Consider the following 14,484-nt stretch of genomic DNA (forward strand, 5'->3'; position numbering starts at 1 on the left):
CTGTGGGGCAACCCGTGGAAGTTCGAGTCTTCTCGACCGCACCATCCTGCTTCGCCCCCTGGGCTTCGCAGGATCCTTGAGTGAAATGTCTGGGCCCGCGGATGCCGCGAAGCCTCGACCGCGTAAGTGAATCAGGGCCTTAACCGAGGAACGAGCAAAGCCGTTCACATATAGATCGGGAGGTCCGCATGGCACGCGAAACGGACGACCTCGCCGACGTCGTGGACGCCGAGGAAGACCTCGAAGACCTCGCCCTCGAAGACGACTACGCCCTCAATCCCGAATTCGTCTCGGACGTGGCCGACGCGCTGGACCGCGGCGACGCCGAGCGCCTGCGCGAGCTGCTGAGCGCGCTGCACCCGGCCGATGTGGCCGACCTGATGGGCTTCCTGTCGGCCGACGCCCGGGAAGAACTGATTCCCCACCTCGATCCCGAGACCCTGGCCGAGATCCTGTCCGAGCTGGACAGCGAGATCCGCGAGGAGGTGCTGGAGCACGTCCCGTCCGCCACGCTCGCCAAGGCCATCGGCGAGATGGAATCGGACGACGCCGCCGACGTCGTCGACGATCTGGAGGACGACAAGCGCGCCGAGGTCATGGCCGCCATGCCCGAACTGGAGCGGGCGGCCATCGAGACCACCCTCAGCTACGAGGACGAGACCGCCGGCCGCCTGATGCAGCGCGAGGTGGTGGCCGCACCGCAGTTCTGGACCGTCGGCCAGGCCATCGACCACTTCCGCAAGGACGGCGACGAACTGCCCGAGCTGTTCTTCGACGTCTATGTGGTGGACCCGGCCTACAAGCCGGTGGGCGCGGTTCCGGTCAGCATGCTGCTGCGCAGCGGCCGCCAGACGCCCCTGGCCCAGATCATGGAGCCGGTGACGGAGATCACCGTCGACCTGGACCAGGAAGAGGTCGCCTACATCTTCGACAAGTACCACCTGATCTCGGCGCCCGTGGTCGACACCGCGGGCCGGCTGGTGGGCCAGATCACCGTCGACGACATCGTCGGCGTCATCCAGGAGGAGGGCGAGGAGGACATCCTGGCCCTCGCCGGGGTGACCGACGCCGGCCGCGACGCCGGCGTGTTCGACATCGTCAAGTCGCGTCTGCCCTGGCTGGTCCTGAACCTGGCGACCGAGGCGGTGGCGGTCCAGGCGATCAACGTCTTCCAGAACGAGATCGCCAAGCTGGTCACCCTGGCCATCCTGATGCCGATCGTGGCGTCCGTCGGCGGCAATGCCGGCACCCAGGCCCTGGCGGTGGCTGTCCGCGCCCTGGCCAACCGCGAACTGACCGCCGCCAATTCGATGCGCATCGTGACCCGCGAGATGACCGTGGGCCTAGCCAACGGGGCGGTGGTGGGCCTGATCATGTCGACGGCCACCTGGTTCTTCTTCCACGACATCCGACTGTCGGTGACCATCGCCCTGGCCCTGGTCATCAACATCTTCGTCGCCGCCCTGGCGGGCGTGCTCGCGCCGCTGACGCTGGAGCGCTTCGGCCGCGATCCGGCCGTGTCCTCGTCCGTGTTCGTAACTTTCGTCACGGACCTCATGGGTTTCCTGTCTTTTCTGGGATTGGCGAGCCTTATCCTGTTGTAAGTGGCGTCAGGCTTGCGCCTGATCATGTCGGGCGCATGCCGCCTGTGCCGATTTGGGACGATTGGGAGCCATGCTCTCGCGCCACCGCGTTTCCCGGGCGGCCATCGAACTGATCAAGCGGTTCGAGGGCTGTCGCCGACACGCTGTCCAGCTCCCCGACGGGCGCTGGATGATCGGCCATGGCCACACGCTGACCGCGCGCGAGGGCGCCGAGGTCTCGGACTCCGACGCCGAGGCGTTGCTGGTCTACGACCTGATCGCCGTGCAGCACGCGGTGAACGAGAACCTCTACGCGCCGGTCACCCAGAACCAGTTCGACGCGCTGTGCAGCTTCGCCTTCAACATCGGCATCGACAACTTTCGCCGTAGCCAGGTGCTGAAGCGGATCAACGCGGGCGCCGTCGTGCAGGCCGCCTGCGCCATGGAGCTCTGGCGCAAGGCCGACTTCGAGGGCGAGCGCATCGTCGTCGACGCGCTGGTGCGCCGCCGGGCCGCCGAGAAGGCCCTGTTCCTGACGCCGCCCGGCGACGACTTCGCTGCGGCGCCTTCGCCGATCATCCGACCGGTCATCGACCTGGACGCCCTGGACCTGGTGCCGCTGCGCCGTCCGGTGGAACTGGAGGCTTCGGTCGAGCAGGACCGCATGCGCGTCCGCCGCGAGGCCGCGCTGGAAGAGGCGCTGCCGCCCGAGCCGCCCCGCGAGCCGACGCCTCAGCCGGCCGCCCCCGCCATCACCGCGGCCGCGGAAGCCGTCTCGTCGCGGCTCAGCGCGATCTTCGCCGATCCGGGCGTCGAGCCCGAGCCGCCCCCCGAGCCGGAAGCGCCCCGCGAGCCGGCGATGGTGTCCGAGCCCGAAGCCTGGCCCGAGGACGACGGCCTCGCCCCGGGGGGCGAACCGGACGTGATCGCCGCCGGGGAGGGCGGCGAGCCGCAGATCGACGAGGTGTCGGACCTCGCGCCGGCGTCGGAACCCGCGCCTGAGACCGAAGTCGAGCCTGAGCCCGCGCCTCAGGCCGAGCTGGCCGCGGACGTCCGGCCCCAGGCCGATTTCGCCCCGCCCATCACCGCCCATCCCGATGAGATCGAGGCGGAGGCGCAGGCCGAACTTGAGCCGGAGGCCGCCGTCGACGCCCTTGTCGAGCCCCTGCCCGACGCCGAACCGGCGGACACCGAGCTCGACATTCCGCACGCGCCTGCCGCCGCCTTCGAGGCGCCCGAAGCCGAACCGGCGCCGATGGAGACGCCGTTCATCCCCGCCCGACCGCGACCGGCGCCGCCGCCGAAGGAAGCGTCGGTGGTCTGGGACCTGCTGTTGGCTCTGTTCGGCCTGGCGTTCTTCGGCTTCGGCATCTTCTGGGGCCTGAGCGCCCGCGCGCCCGCAGGGGGCCTCGTCACCCCGCTGATGGTGGCCTGGCCGGCCGGCCTCGCGGGCGTCGGCTTCGTGGCGGTCGCGGTCTATCGCCTGCTGCTCCGCCTGGGCCGCGAGGCCGAGCGGGACTAGTTCGCACCGCCGCGCCGCGCGTGCTAACCAGCCGCGCATGATCCCGAACCACGGTCCCAACATGGATTTCGGCCTCGGCGAGACCGCCGACGCCATCCGCGACACCACGGCGCGCTTCGCGGCCGACCAGATCGCCCCGATCGCCGCCGATATCGACGCTGCCAACAGCTTCCCGCGCAGCCTCTGGCCGCAGATGGGCGAACTGGGCCTCCACGGCGTGACGGTGGAGGAGGAGTACGGCGGCCTCGGCCTGGGCTACCTCGAACACGTAGTGGCGATGGAGGAAGTGTCCCGCGCCTCGGCCTCGGTGGGGCTCAGCTACGGCGCCCACTCGAACCTCTGCGTGAACCAGCTCCGCCGCTGGGGCACCCCGGAGCAGAAGCGCCGCTACCTGCCCAAGCTCATCAGCGGCGAGCATGTCGGCTCTCTGGCCATGAGCGAGGCCGGCTCGGGCTCGGACGTCGTGTCCATGCGTCTGAAGGCCGAGAAGCGCGGCGACCGCTATGTCCTGAACGGCACAAAGTTCTGGATCACCAACGCCCCGCACGCCGACACCCTGGTCGTCTACGCCAAGACCAGCCCCGACGACGGCTCGCGCGGCATCACCACCTTCATCGTCGAGAAGGGCTTCAAGGGCTTCAGCGTCTCGAACAAGCTCGACAAGATGGGCATGCGCGGCTCCGACACCGCCGAGCTCGTCTTCGAGGACTGCGAAGTCCCGGAAGAGAACGTCATGGGCCCCGAGAACGGCGGCGCCGGCGTGTTGATGAGCGGCCTCGACTATGAGCGCACGGTGCTGGCCGCCGGCCCCCTGGGCATCATGCAGGCCTGCCTGGACGTGGTCCTGCCCTACGTCCGCGAGCGCAAGCAGTTCGGCAAGCCGATCGGCACGTTCCAGCTCATGCAGGGCAAGATCGCCGACATGTATGTCGCGCTGAACTCCGCGCGGGCGTATGTCTATGCGGTGGCCCGGGCCTGCGACGCGGGCCAGACCACGCGGTTCGACGCGGCGGGGGCGATCCTGATGGCGAGCGAGAACGCGGTGAAGGTGGCGCTGGAGGCGATCCAGGCCCTGGGCGGCGCCGGCTACACCAAGGAATATCCGGTGGAACGCCTGCTGCGCGACGCCAAGCTCTACGACATCGGCGCCGGCACCAACGAGATCCGCCGCTTCCTCATCGGACGGGAGCTGATCGGCGGATGAAAAAGGCCTCGACCCTTCGCCGCCCTGCGGGACGGCATGGCCTGAAGGCGAAGGGTCGACTCTTGCTTGCGGTTCGACAGATTGCGCTGCGCAATCTGTCGGGGGCAGCGGGTCTGATCGCCATGCTCGGGCTGGCGGGCTGCAGCAGCGCGCCGAAGCCCTTGGCCTGTCCGGCCGGCCAGGCGCCCCTGCGCACGGCCCAGCTCTTCCTGGGCGGCGCGCCGCCGCGCGGCGCCGACGAGCGCGACCTCAGCCGCTTCGTCGACCAGGAAGTCACCCCGCGCTTCCCGGACGGCGTCACCGTCGTGCGCGGCGGCGACCGCTGGAAGGGCTCCGAGAACCGGCTGATCCGCGAAGCCTCCAAGGTTGTGCTCGTCGTCCTGCCGACGGCCGGCGACGGCCCGCGCAAGGTCGAAGCCGTCCGCCTCGCCTACCGCACCCGCTTCAAGCACGACCCCGTGGTGGTGCTCCCGCCGCCGACCTGCACGGCGCTATAGGCGCGGCGAACATTTCGTCCGCGAGGTCATGTTGCAAGGCCTGCTCCTCTCCCGGGCGGGGAGCGCGGTGGGACAGGAGCAGCGCCGTCGCCGCCTAACCCGTTTGCGCCGCCCGCGCCTCGTGGGCGAGGCGCAGGATCTCAGCGGTCGCCGCGTCGGCCGGGAAGAAGGTCTCCAGGGTCAGCTCCGACAGGGTGATGTCCACTGGGGTGCCAAAGACGGTGGTGGTTCCGAACAGCGATAGCACCGCATCGCCCATCATCAGCTGCAGCGGCACGACCACGTCGCCGTAGTCCTCCGGTCGCCGATCCGGCGCGGGCGGCTTGGGATAGCTCCGGACTTCCTCGACGAGCGCGAGCAGGCCCGGGTCGGCGGTCAGTTCGGCCTGCCGGCGAAGCCGCTCGATGATGTGCCCATGCCATTCGCCGAGGTTGGCGATCCGGGGCGCCAGGCCCTCCGGATGCAGCGAGACGCGGATCACGTTCAACGGCGGGGCCAGCAGGTGCGCAGCCACCCCCGCGAGCATCGGCTCCAGCGCCGCGTTGGCGGCCACCAGGTTCCATTGCAGGTCCACCACCAGGGCGGGGTAGGGCTCGTGCGCCTTCAGGATCACCTCGACCGCCCGGCGCGCCGCCGCCAGCTCCGGCGCCTCCAGGCTGCGCTCGGGAAAGACCGGCGCGAAGCCGGCCGCGACCAGGATGACGTTGCGCTCGCGCAGCGGGATTTCGAGCTGTTCCGACAGGTGCAGCACCATCTCCCGGCTGGGCTGGGCCCGGCCGGTCTCCAGGAAGCTCAGGTGCCGCGTCGAAATCTCGGCCTCCAGCGCCAGGTCGAGCTGGCTCATCCGCCGCCGCGTGCGCCAGTCCCGGATATGCTCGCCGACAGGCTTGCCGCTCTTGATCATGCGGCGACCTTAGACCGGTCGCTCAGGCCGTCCATGACCTCGGAGGTAATGGGGCCTGTGCGCAGCCTCACCGCCAGCCACACGCCACCGAGCGGACGCCGGCCAGGGCCTGCAACCTCGCGCGCAAGTGCTCGGCGCGGTGCGCGCCCAAGCCCGCGGTCTCGATCTCCAGCCGGGCGGTGGGCCCCTCGGTGTGCAGATCCACGCGCTGGACGTCGGCGCCCTGGACGGGGAAGGGGGCGAGCGCGCGGAGCAGGGCGTCGCCGCCGGCCGCCATCTCCACCACGAACAGCCATTTCCGCTCGGGAAGGCTCGCTTTCTCGTCGCTCATGGGCGGCTTCGCAGGTGTTCGAGGCGCAGGGCCTGGACGCCGACCTGGGTCGCCAGCCGGTCGGCGGCGACGCGGGCCGCATCGGGGTCGAGGCCGCGCAGCGTGAGCGTGGCCTCGACGATCCGCCCGACGGGCTTCAGTCGAAGGGAGGCCAGCTCGCCCGTGGTGCGGGCCAGGGCGTCGTCGATGGCGTTGAGCGCGGCGCGGGGGTGGGGCGCGGCGAAGACGAAGACCTGCAGGGCCTCGGGCGGGACGGGATCAGCCAGCGACATGGGCGGCTCTCCATCGGCTGGCGGCCGGGGCGGCCTTGCGCATGCCGGGCGCGATGCGGGCGATGGCGGGAATGGCGGTGCGGATCATGGCGGGGTCCTTTTCGAGAGAGACGGCCGCGCATGAAAAAGCCCCGCGGCCTGGGGCTGCGGGGCGTCGATCGTTCGATCGTGGCGGCGTCTCTAGGACGTGCGCCGGCGCCCCGCGTGGCGGGTGGTAATCATCGACATTTTGATCATGGCGGAGGCGCGCGCGGCCGCGGCGGCCAGCAGGCCGGTGGCGGTCAGTGCGACGATGGACAAGGTCAGGCTCATGGCCGGATCGGTCTCCTCTCCCGCTTGCTTAGCCCATCCGGCCGGCGGAAGCGAGCCCCGCTGCGACGAACTGCCCCAGGGGCAAGCTGCAGCATAACGGTGGAATTCGACCCGCAGTTAACGGCAGGAGGCGATGTTCCGCACTCTTAGCCTGCGAAGGAACGTCCGTCCTTGTCCACCGACGTCGAGACGACGCCCGTACTGGAGCCGGCGCTGCCGCCCGAGCCGGAGGCCTATCGCACGACCGTGGTCGGCCTGCTGCAGCCGTGGCCGCTCTCGCTGCTGTTCAACGTCCTTGCGACGGCGGCGATCGGCTGCTTCGGCTTCCCGGTGCTTGCGACGATCTGGGGCGCGGCGTCCTTCGGTCTGGATCAACTGCTGCAGGCGCTCTATCGGCGATGGAGCGCGAGGGCCGCCGAGCGACTGTCGCCTCCGAACGGGCTCAACGTCGTGGCGGTCTGCCAGGTGGTGCGGGCGGCGTTCTGGATGGGGCCCGCGGTATTCGTCGCCCTGCGCGTCGGCGGCCCCGCCGCCTACGCGTTGCTCGCCCTCAACGCGGCCGCGATAGCGGCGACGGCCGGCGCGGTCGGCTGGATGTCGAAGCGGGTCTGGGCGGCGACGGCGGCGCCGGCGGCGCTCGCTGTGGTCGTTGCCGCCTGGCCCGAGCTGCGGACGGCCGCAGCCGTCGGGCTGGGATTCAGCCTGCTCTCCTTCGTGCTGGCCTGCAGCCTGATCGTCATCGCCACCCAGCGGATGATCGCGAGCGCGGCGCGCGATCGGATCAACAGCAACGCCGCGATGCGCAGACTTCGCGACGCCCTGGAGCGGTCCGAGGAGGCCGAAGTCCGCGCCGAGGCGGCCAACCACGCCAAGTCGCAGTTCCTGGCCAGCATGAGCCACGAGATCCGCACGCCGATGAACGGGATCATCGGCATGAGCGAACTGCTGCTGCGCACCGACCTATCCGAAGAACAGCGGCGCTTCGCCATGACGGTCAGCCAGTCGGCCGACGCGCTGCTGGGCATCATCGACGACATCCTCGACATCTCGAAACTGGAGGCGGGCAAGATCGAGGTCGAGACGATCGACCTCTCGCTGGAGGCCATCCTGCGCGACGTGGCGGCGCTGCTGGAGCCCCGCGCGGCCGAGAAGGGCCTGCGGCTGGCCTGCGTTATCGACGAGGCCGCAAGCCGCCCGCTGAAGGGCGATCCCACGCGTCTGCGCCAGGTGCTGCTCAATCTGATGGGCAACGGCGTGAAGTTCACCGACAAGGGCCACGTCGTGGCCGACGCGCGGGGCGTGGTCACGCCCGACGGCGTGCGGGTGCGGATCGAGGTGCGCGACAGCGGCATCGGGGTGACGGACGAGCAGAAGTCCAGGCTGTTCCAGACCTTCGAGCAGGCCGACAGCTCGACCACGCGGAAATTCGGCGGCACCGGGCTGGGGCTCGCGATCTGCCGCCAGCTCGTCGAGTTGATGGGCGGGCGGATCGGCGTGGCGGATGCGGAGGGCGGTGGCGCGGTCTTCTGGTTCGAGCTCACGCTGGCCGTGGGCGCCGAGCCCGTGGAGGGGGAGCCGCCGCCGGTGTTCGACCCGGCCAAGGGGCCGATCTGGGACGCGTATGTGCTGCTGGCCGAGGACAACGACGTCAACGCCCTGCTGGCGACCGAAATCCTGCGCCAGATCGGCGTCGGCGCCGAGCGGGTCGTCAACGGCGTGCAGGCGGTGGAGGCCGCGCGCGGCCGGATCTTCGACGCCATCCTGATGGACGTGCACATGCCGGAGATGGACGGCCTGGAAGCCACGCGGCAGATCCGCGCGCTCCCGGCGCCGTTCGGCGCGGCGCCCATCATCGCGCTCACCGCCAACGCCATGAAGCATGACGAGGCCGCCTGCCGCGCCGCCGGAATGGACGCCTTCGTCGCCAAGCCGTTCCGGCCGGCGGAGCTGATCGACACCCTGTCGGGGGTGCTCACGACCTCCGAGAGCGACGCCGCCTGAGCGGCGATCCCGCCCGCGGAAAAGCGAAAGGCCGCCCCATCGCTGGGACGGCCTTTCCATAGTCGGACCGCTTCGCGGCTCGCGACCTTGCCGAAGGCTGGAACCTGTCCGGTTGGACGGGCAGGTCGCCTGCGGCTCGGAAGCCTTTCCGGCCTTGTCGACCGGCAGGGCTCCTAGGCGCGGACCCCGTACACGGAGGTCCAGGTCGCGCTCACCGCTAGACGGTTGAAACTATGAGACACTGGATCACCTCCTTTCTGATGGTTGGCAGACAAACGAAATATGGGGGCCGTTTCTCGAGTCTGCCAACGGTTCATTCCGCCGCAGCGGTGGCGGAGGCCATGAATGGCGTCATCAGCGCCCCGGTCGCCGCCTGTTCGCGCAGCGAGGCGCGGCGGCGCAGCTCCGGGATCGGCCGCTTGGCCCCATCCAGGGCCGCCAGGGTCGCGCGGTAGCCAGCCTCCACCGCCTCGTCGTAGGCGCGCCAGTCGCGGATCTCGATCTTGGAGACGTCGGGCTGGATCAGCACGTCCGTCGCCTCGCGCGCCGCGGCCAGGTCACGCCCGGTGGAAACGGTCGCCGTGCGCATCAGCAACGAGACGATCGGCGGCCCCAGGCGCCATTGCCCCGAGCGGATCCAGCGCCACACCGACGACGGCCGCGCCACGTCCTTGGCGGTGATGCTGCGCGCCGTGGTCACGTCGACGCCGACGATGGGGCCAAGGTGCGCCGCCCGCATGATGTCGGCCGGGAAGTTCTTCATCACCGCCCCGTCGACCAGCACGTTCGGCCCGTCCGTCGCCGGCGGCATCACCCCGGGCAGGGCGATGGAGGCCCGCAGCGCGTGACGCAGAAGGCCGCGCCGGTGCAACTGGTAGGCGCCGGTCGTGAGGTTCGACGACAGGCAATAGAACGGCAGCCACAGGTCGGAGATCTGTGTCTCGCCGAAGTGCTGGGCCAGTCGCGCGCTCACCTTCACCCCGTGGGTCATGGCCAGCAGCGGCAGGGCGATGTCGTCCAGCGGGCTGGAGTCCACGAACGCCTCGTGCAGGCGCGCGTCCATCTCGGTCTCGTTCCAGCCCATGGCGAGGCCGGCCCCAACGATGGCGCCCATCGACGAGCCGCCGACGAAGTCGACGGGGACGTTCCGCTCCCGCAGCGCGCGGATCGCGCCGACGTGAGCGTAGGCGCGCGCTCCGCCGCCGGACAGCACGAGCCCCACGGACTGCCCCGTGAGCACCCGCGCCAGGCGCTGGAAGTCGGGCGCCGCCCCGCGCCGCAGGTGGAAGATCCGCGCCGCGCGCGTGGTGTCGAGCCAGGCCTCCGAGCCGTGCGGCCGCTCCAGCTCCACGGGCTGCATCAGGATCAGGTCCACCAGGCCCTGTTCCATGAGGGTCGCCGCACCCGCCGGCACGACCTCACCCTCGGCGGGCCGGTCGCCGCGTCCCACCCGGAACAGCCGGTCCACCTGGCGCGGGACGAAGGGAGCCCAGGCGGTCTCGTCGCGCTCGGCCACGTACAGGACGAAGTCGTGCACCCGCTCGACCTCGGAGAACCACTCGGTCGGCGCCGCGGCGGCCTCTGCGCCGACGGTGGTGACGGCATAGCCCAGGGCGGCGATCTCGCGTTCCAGTCGCTCCACCAGCGGGCGGATCGCGCCGGGCCGGCCCACGGGCACGAAGCCGAACACCGACGGCTCGCCGACGGGCCCGCGCCGGGCCGTCTGACGACTGCGCAGGATCATCAGCTTGGCCAACTCGGTCATCACCGTCACGTCTTCCTCGCAGGCCTCGAAGAAGGCCTGCTTGGGCACGGCGAAGATCTCGGAATCGCGAAGGGCGTAGACGTCGGCCGAGTGCGGGATGCCGGCGATCAGCGCCATCTCGCCCGCGGGTTCCCCGGGCCGGATTATGCCGAGGAAGTGCGGCTCCTGGCCGTCCTCCCGACGGAACGCGCCGAGGCGGCCGGTGCGCACCACGTAGAGCTGGTCGGACGGATCGCCCTGGCCGAACAGCTTGGAGCCCCCGGGGACGGAGAACCAGATGGTCGCATCCCTCGCGCGCGGCTGACGGAACAGCCGCGCCAGGGCGGAATCGACCGGAATCTCGGGTAGGGCGGCCACGACGGCGCGCAGGGTAGCGTCCCGGAACCGCGAGGGCTATGGCTGCGCTCGACGCAAGGAGTCCGCGCATGACCAACGAGATCGCCCATCCCCTGGTGGAATTCCCGGACGTGAGCGCCACGACCGATCTGGTGCATATCTCCGCCACCCAGGCGGGCGCGGTGACCGTCACCATGAACCGGCCGGCGAAGAAGAATGCGTTCGAGGAAGGGCTCATCTCGGCCCTGGCCGAGGCGTTCGACACCCTGGCCGGCGCCGAGGGCGTGCGGGTGGTCTTCGTGCGCGGCGCGGGCGGCACGTTCTCGGCGGGCGCCGACCTCGACTGGATGCGGGCCGCCGTCGACCGCACCGAGGCCGACAACCGCGCCGACGCCATGGAACTGGCCAAGATGCTGAAGGCGCTGCACGACCTGCCGGCGCTGACCGTGGCCCTGGTCGAGGGCGCGGCGTTCGGGGGCGGGGCGGGCCTGGCCGCGGCCTGCGACCTCGCCATCGCCACCGAGGACGCGAAGTTCAGCTTCTCCGAGGTGAAGCTGGGCCTGGTGGCGGCCACCATCAGCCCGTACGTCGTCGAGGCGGTCGGTCCGCGCACGGCGCGGGCGCTGTTCGCCACGGCGAAGCTGTTCGACGCGGCCTATGCCGAAAAGGTGGGGCTGGTCACCGAGACGGTTGCCGACGTCGCCGGCCTGCGCGCGGCGGCCCATCGCATCGCCGCCGACATCCTGGCCTGCGCGCCCGGTGCGGTGGAGGCCTCCAAGCGCCTCGTGGACGACGTGGCCGGCCGGGTGATCGACCGCGACCTTCTGGAACTGACCGCCCACCGGATCGCCGCGGCGCGGGTCGGCGAGGAAGGGCAGGAGGGCGTCCGCGCGTTCCTGGAGCGCCGCAAGCCCGTCTGGGCCCAGTAGCCGCACTTCCCAAGCGCGCAACCTGGCCCTAAGCGAGGGCCATGGCCCTGCATATGATCAAGCTGGTGGTCGGCGCCGAGACCATCGAGGACCTGCTGGACTGGCGCAAGACGCACTATGCGCCCGGCCAGCCCTGGGTGCTGCGAACCCGCATGACGCCCAAGCGCCAGGCCGAGATGCTGGATGGCGGCTCGATCTACCGGGTCTTCAAGGGCGTGATCCTCTGCCGCCAGAGGCTGCTGGCCATCGACTCGGTGGGCGAGGGGCCGAACGCCCGATGCGAGATCACCCTGGACGAGGACGTGGTGCGCGTGGCGCCGACGCCGCGGCGCGCCTTCCAGGGCTGGCGCTATCTCGAGCCGAAGGACGCCCCAGCCGACCTCGATGCCGAGGCCTTCGGCGACGTGCCCGACGAACTGGCTCGCCAACTCCGTGAAGTGGGGGCGTGGTAGGGGATCAATCCCCGATGTTGTCGATCAGTCGCGTGCGGCCAAGGTGCGCCGCGCCGAGCACCCGGACGGGCCCGTTCGCCGGTCCCGGGCCGACCCGCTCCAGCGTGTCGGGAACGCGCGCCTCCACGTAGTCCACCTGCCGGAAGCCCGCCGCGAGCAGCGCGGCGACGGCGGCCTGTTCGGCAGCTTCCACGGGCTCGCCGGCGCGAACCTTCGTCAGCACCTCGCGCAAGGCGGCGTTCAGCTTCGCCGCGACCGGCCGCTCGGCCTCGGTCAGGTACGCGTTGCGGGAGGAGAGGGCGAGGCCGTCATCGGCCCGCGCCGTCGGGCCGCCGACGATCTCGACGGGGATGTCCAGGTCGCGCACCAGCCGGCGGATCACCGCGAGCTGCTGGAAGTCCTTCTCGCCGAACACCGCGACGTCGGGCTGGCACTGGTTGAGCAGCTTGGTCACCACGGTGGCGACGCCGGCGAAGTGCCCCGGACGCGCCTGGCCGTCCAGCGGCTCCGAAACCCCGGCCACGGTCACTGTCGTCGACGCGCCGGGCGGATACATCTCACCCACCGAGGGGGCGAACAGCAGGGCGCAGCCGGCGCCCGCCAGCAGCCCGGCGTCGCGCGCCTCGTCGCGGGGATAGGCGTCGAAGTCCTCGTTCGGGCCGAATTGGGTCGGGTTCACGAAGACGCTGGCGACCACGCGGTCCGCCCGGGTCCCCGCGAGGCGCACCAGCGACAGGTGACCCTCGTGCAGGGCCCCCATGGTGGGCACGAAGCCGATCCGCAGGCCGTCGCGGCGCCAGGCCGCCACCTGCGCGCGGAGATCGGAGACCGTCCGGACGGTGGGGAGCGGGGCGGGCGGAGAAGCTGACATGGGCGCGGCTTATGGTCGGGGGCAGGGCTCAAGTCCATCCACAGGCCGCGATCATACGCGCGTTGACGCTGCGGCGTCCGCCGCGCTCACCTACGATCGTTAATGAGTCGGCCTATGCGGCCGGCGGGGAGCTGAAAATCATGAGCCAGGCCAGCGTGATCGTGGTCGGCAACGAAAAGGGCGGGGCGGGCAAGTCCACCCTCGCGATCCACATCGTCACGGCCCTCCTGCACGGCGGCGCCAAGGTCGCGGTGCTGGACCTCGACCTGCGCCAGCAGACGCTGGGTCACTTCTTCGCGAACCGGAAGGCGTGGCTGGCGGCGAACGGGGCCGAGGCGCCGATGCCGATCGAGCATCCGATCAGCTCGGCCGGCGACGCGCTGGCCAAGGCGCCCGACGCCGAGCAACTGGCGCGCTTCGAGGACGCCTTCGCCGAGGTGGTCGGCCAGGCCGACTTCGTGCTGATCGACACGCCCGGCGCTGACACGGCCATCAGCCGCGCGGCCCATGTTAAGGCGGACCTGATCGTCACGCCGATGAACGACAGCTTCGTCGATTTCGACATGCTGGGCGTCGTCGACCCGGTCACCCTCGACCTCAAGCGCCACAGCCTCTACGCCGAGACGGTCTGGGCCTGCCGCAAGGAGCGGGCGACCCGCGAGCGCAAGCAGATTGACTGGGTGGTGCTGCGCAACCGCCTCGCGCCGACCGAGGCCCGTAACCGGCGGCGCCTGGACGAGCGCGTCTCGGCCTTGGCCAAGAAGGTGGGCTTCCGCGTAGGCCCTGGCCTCCGCGACCGGGTGATCTATCGCGAGCTGTTCCCGTTCGGCCTGACGGTGGCCGACCTGTCGCCGACGATCCGTCCCGTCGCCATGGGCCTGCAGCACGTCGCCGCCCGGCAGGAGTTGCGCGCGGTGATGGTCGCCCTCGGCTTCAACGGTCTGGACGACAGCGAGCGGATCGCGGCGGAATAGCCGGATGCTCTACCTCGCGCTGGGCGGCGTGCTGCTCGCGGGCTACCTCTGGCTGACCGGCGGCAAGACGCCGATCCTCAAGCGCCGCGAATGGCGCATCCTGACGGCCGCCGTCGCCCTGGCCGCCTTTACGGCTGCGGCCTTCGTCGGCGTGCGCGGCTCATGGGGTTCCGCGATCGTGCTGGTCGTCCTGGGGCTCTGGTTCGCCGCGTCGTCGCGCAAGACCGCCGCCCCAGCCGCGCCCCCGCCTTCGGCCCGCATGAGCGAAGCCGAGGCCCGCCGAATCCTCGGCGTGGAGCCCGGGGCCTCGTCGGCCGAGATCCAGGCCGCCTACACCCGCCTGATGCGAGCGGTTCACCCGGACAAGGGCGGCACAGCCGGCCTCGCTGCCCAACTCAACGCCGCCCGAGATCGCCTGCTGAGCCGATAGGGCGTTCCGCCACGCCAAGGGCCCGCCGGCCGCCCCACGCCCTCCCGCTCGTCATCCCCGGGCTCGTCCCGGGGATCCAGACACGCCGGCGGCGAGGCCGC

The 14,484-nt window shown here is 70.9% G+C and carries 15 protein-coding genes; 9 read left to right on the forward strand and 6 right to left on the reverse strand.

The annotated features are described in order from the left end of the window. The first annotated feature begins 188 nt into the window (after positions 1–188). The 4 genes from mgtE (at position 189) to Q0L11_RS01220 (ending at position 4,806) form a co-directional block, all read left to right on the forward strand. Complete coding sequence (mgtE, locus tag Q0L11_RS01205) at positions 189–1,604, forward strand: magnesium transporter (protein ID WP_296595017.1); 1,416 nt, start codon at positions 189–191, stop codon at positions 1,602–1,604. Between the two features lie 70 nt (positions 1,605–1,674). Continuing rightward, positions 1,675–3,105: a glycoside hydrolase family protein gene (locus Q0L11_RS01210; protein ID WP_296595018.1), complete on the forward strand. Its 1,431-nt coding sequence runs from the start codon at positions 1,675–1,677 to the stop codon at positions 3,103–3,105. 37 nt (positions 3,106–3,142) lie between these two features. Next, positions 3,143–4,309, forward strand: a complete 1,167-nt coding sequence (locus Q0L11_RS01215; RefSeq protein WP_296595019.1) for an isovaleryl-CoA dehydrogenase — start codon at positions 3,143–3,145, stop codon at positions 4,307–4,309. 62 nt (positions 4,310–4,371) lie between these two features. Further along, the gene (locus Q0L11_RS01220; RefSeq protein ID WP_296595020.1) at positions 4,372–4,806 is read left to right on the forward strand and encodes a DUF3574 domain-containing protein; all 435 of its coding nucleotides are present in this window, start codon (positions 4,372–4,374) and stop codon (positions 4,804–4,806) included. A 94-nt stretch (positions 4,807–4,900) separates the two neighbouring features. Here Q0L11_RS01220 and Q0L11_RS01225 read toward each other — a convergent pair whose 3' ends face one another. The 4 genes from Q0L11_RS01225 to Q0L11_RS01240 form a co-directional block, all read right to left on the reverse strand. Next, positions 4,901–5,710, reverse strand: a complete 810-nt coding sequence (locus tag Q0L11_RS01225; protein WP_296595021.1) for a helix-turn-helix transcriptional regulator — start codon at positions 5,708–5,710, stop codon at positions 4,901–4,903. Positions 5,711–5,777: 67 nt separating this feature from the next. Then, a complete protein-coding gene (locus tag Q0L11_RS01230; RefSeq protein WP_296595022.1) occupies positions 5,778–6,041 on the reverse strand; it encodes a hypothetical protein in 264 nt (87 codons plus the stop codon). After that, entirely contained in the window at positions 6,038–6,313 is a 276-nt protein-coding gene (locus Q0L11_RS01235; RefSeq protein ID WP_296595023.1) for a hypothetical protein, read from the reverse strand. Before Q0L11_RS01235 ends, Q0L11_RS01230 begins: the two co-directional genes overlap by 4 nt. 180 nt (positions 6,314–6,493) lie before the next feature. After that, the gene (locus tag Q0L11_RS01240; protein WP_296595024.1) at positions 6,494–6,625 is read right to left on the reverse strand and encodes a hypothetical protein; all 132 of its coding nucleotides are present in this window, start codon (positions 6,623–6,625) and stop codon (positions 6,494–6,496) included. 171 nt (positions 6,626–6,796) lie between these two features. On the opposite strand from Q0L11_RS01240, the gene Q0L11_RS01245 reads away from it, so the two are divergent. Then, positions 6,797–8,626, forward strand: coding sequence for an ATP-binding protein (locus tag Q0L11_RS01245; RefSeq protein ID WP_296595025.1), 1,830 nt, complete (start codon positions 6,797–6,799; stop codon positions 8,624–8,626). A gap of 313 nt (positions 8,627–8,939) precedes the next feature. Here the strand turns inward: Q0L11_RS01245 and Q0L11_RS01250 are convergent, their stop codons facing one another. After that, positions 8,940–10,748: a patatin-like phospholipase family protein gene (locus tag Q0L11_RS01250; RefSeq protein ID WP_296595026.1), complete on the reverse strand. Its 1,809-nt coding sequence runs from the start codon at positions 10,746–10,748 to the stop codon at positions 8,940–8,942. Positions 10,749–10,816: 68 nt separating this feature from the next. Here Q0L11_RS01250 and Q0L11_RS01255 point away from each other — a divergent pair, with 68 nt between their 5' ends. Further along, on the forward strand, positions 10,817–11,656 hold the full coding sequence (locus tag Q0L11_RS01255; protein ID WP_296595027.1) for an enoyl-CoA hydratase-related protein: 840 nt from the start codon (positions 10,817–10,819) through the stop codon (positions 11,654–11,656). Between the two features lie 41 nt (positions 11,657–11,697). Next, positions 11,698–12,108 carry a DUF1489 domain-containing protein gene (locus tag Q0L11_RS01260; protein WP_296595028.1) on the forward strand — a complete coding sequence of 137 codons (411 nt, stop codon included), beginning with the start codon at positions 11,698–11,700 and terminating at the stop codon, positions 12,106–12,108. A 4-nt stretch (positions 12,109–12,112) separates the two neighbouring features. Here the strand turns inward: Q0L11_RS01260 and panC are convergent, their stop codons facing one another. Continuing rightward, the gene (panC, locus tag Q0L11_RS01265; RefSeq protein WP_296595029.1) at positions 12,113–12,979 is read right to left on the reverse strand and encodes a pantoate--beta-alanine ligase; all 867 of its coding nucleotides are present in this window, start codon (positions 12,977–12,979) and stop codon (positions 12,113–12,115) included. A 140-nt stretch (positions 12,980–13,119) separates the two neighbouring features. On the opposite strand from panC, the gene Q0L11_RS01270 reads away from it, so the two are divergent. Together Q0L11_RS01270 and Q0L11_RS01275 are read left to right on the forward strand one after the other, a co-directional pair. Continuing rightward, positions 13,120–13,953 carry a division plane positioning ATPase MipZ gene (locus tag Q0L11_RS01270; RefSeq protein WP_296595030.1) on the forward strand — a complete coding sequence of 278 codons (834 nt, stop codon included), beginning with the start codon at positions 13,120–13,122 and terminating at the stop codon, positions 13,951–13,953. A gap of 4 nt (positions 13,954–13,957) precedes the next feature. Next, positions 13,958–14,383, forward strand: a complete 426-nt coding sequence (locus Q0L11_RS01275) for a DnaJ domain-containing protein (RefSeq protein ID WP_296595031.1) — start codon at positions 13,958–13,960, stop codon at positions 14,381–14,383. The last annotated feature ends 101 nt before the right edge of the window (positions 14,384–14,484 follow it).

Origin of the sequence: Phenylobacterium sp., from assembly GCF_024508875.1 — a bacterium.
Taxonomy (GTDB): Bacteria; Pseudomonadota; Alphaproteobacteria; order Caulobacterales; family Caulobacteraceae; genus Phenylobacterium.

Coding starts and splice junctions, on each gene's coding strand:
- mgtE (WP_296595017.1), top strand. CDS start 189: ATGGCACGCGAAACGGACGACCTCGCCGACGTCGTGGACGCCGAGGAA.
- Q0L11_RS01210 (WP_296595018.1), top strand. CDS start 1,675: ATGCTCTCGCGCCACCGCGTTTCCCGGGCGGCCATCGAACTGATCAAG.
- Q0L11_RS01215 (WP_296595019.1), top strand. CDS start 3,143: ATGATCCCGAACCACGGTCCCAACATGGATTTCGGCCTCGGCGAGACC.
- Q0L11_RS01225 (WP_296595021.1), bottom strand. CDS start 5,710: ATGATCAAGAGCGGCAAGCCTGTCGGCGAGCATATCCGGGACTGGCGC.
- Q0L11_RS01230 (WP_296595022.1), bottom strand. CDS start 6,041: ATGAGCGACGAGAAAGCGAGCCTTCCCGAGCGGAAATGGCTGTTCGTG.
- Q0L11_RS01235 (WP_296595023.1), bottom strand. CDS start 6,313: ATGTCGCTGGCTGATCCCGTCCCGCCCGAGGCCCTGCAGGTCTTCGTC.
- Q0L11_RS01240 (WP_296595024.1), bottom strand. CDS start 6,625: ATGAGCCTGACCTTGTCCATCGTCGCACTGACCGCCACCGGCCTGCTG.
- Q0L11_RS01255 (WP_296595027.1), top strand. CDS start 10,817: ATGACCAACGAGATCGCCCATCCCCTGGTGGAATTCCCGGACGTGAGC.
- Q0L11_RS01260 (WP_296595028.1), top strand. CDS start 11,698: ATGGCCCTGCATATGATCAAGCTGGTGGTCGGCGCCGAGACCATCGAG.
- panC (WP_296595029.1), bottom strand. CDS start 12,979: ATGTCAGCTTCTCCGCCCGCCCCGCTCCCCACCGTCCGGACGGTCTCC.
- Q0L11_RS01270 (WP_296595030.1), top strand. CDS start 13,120: ATGAGCCAGGCCAGCGTGATCGTGGTCGGCAACGAAAAGGGCGGGGCG.
- Q0L11_RS01275 (WP_296595031.1), top strand. CDS start 13,958: ATGCTCTACCTCGCGCTGGGCGGCGTGCTGCTCGCGGGCTACCTCTGG.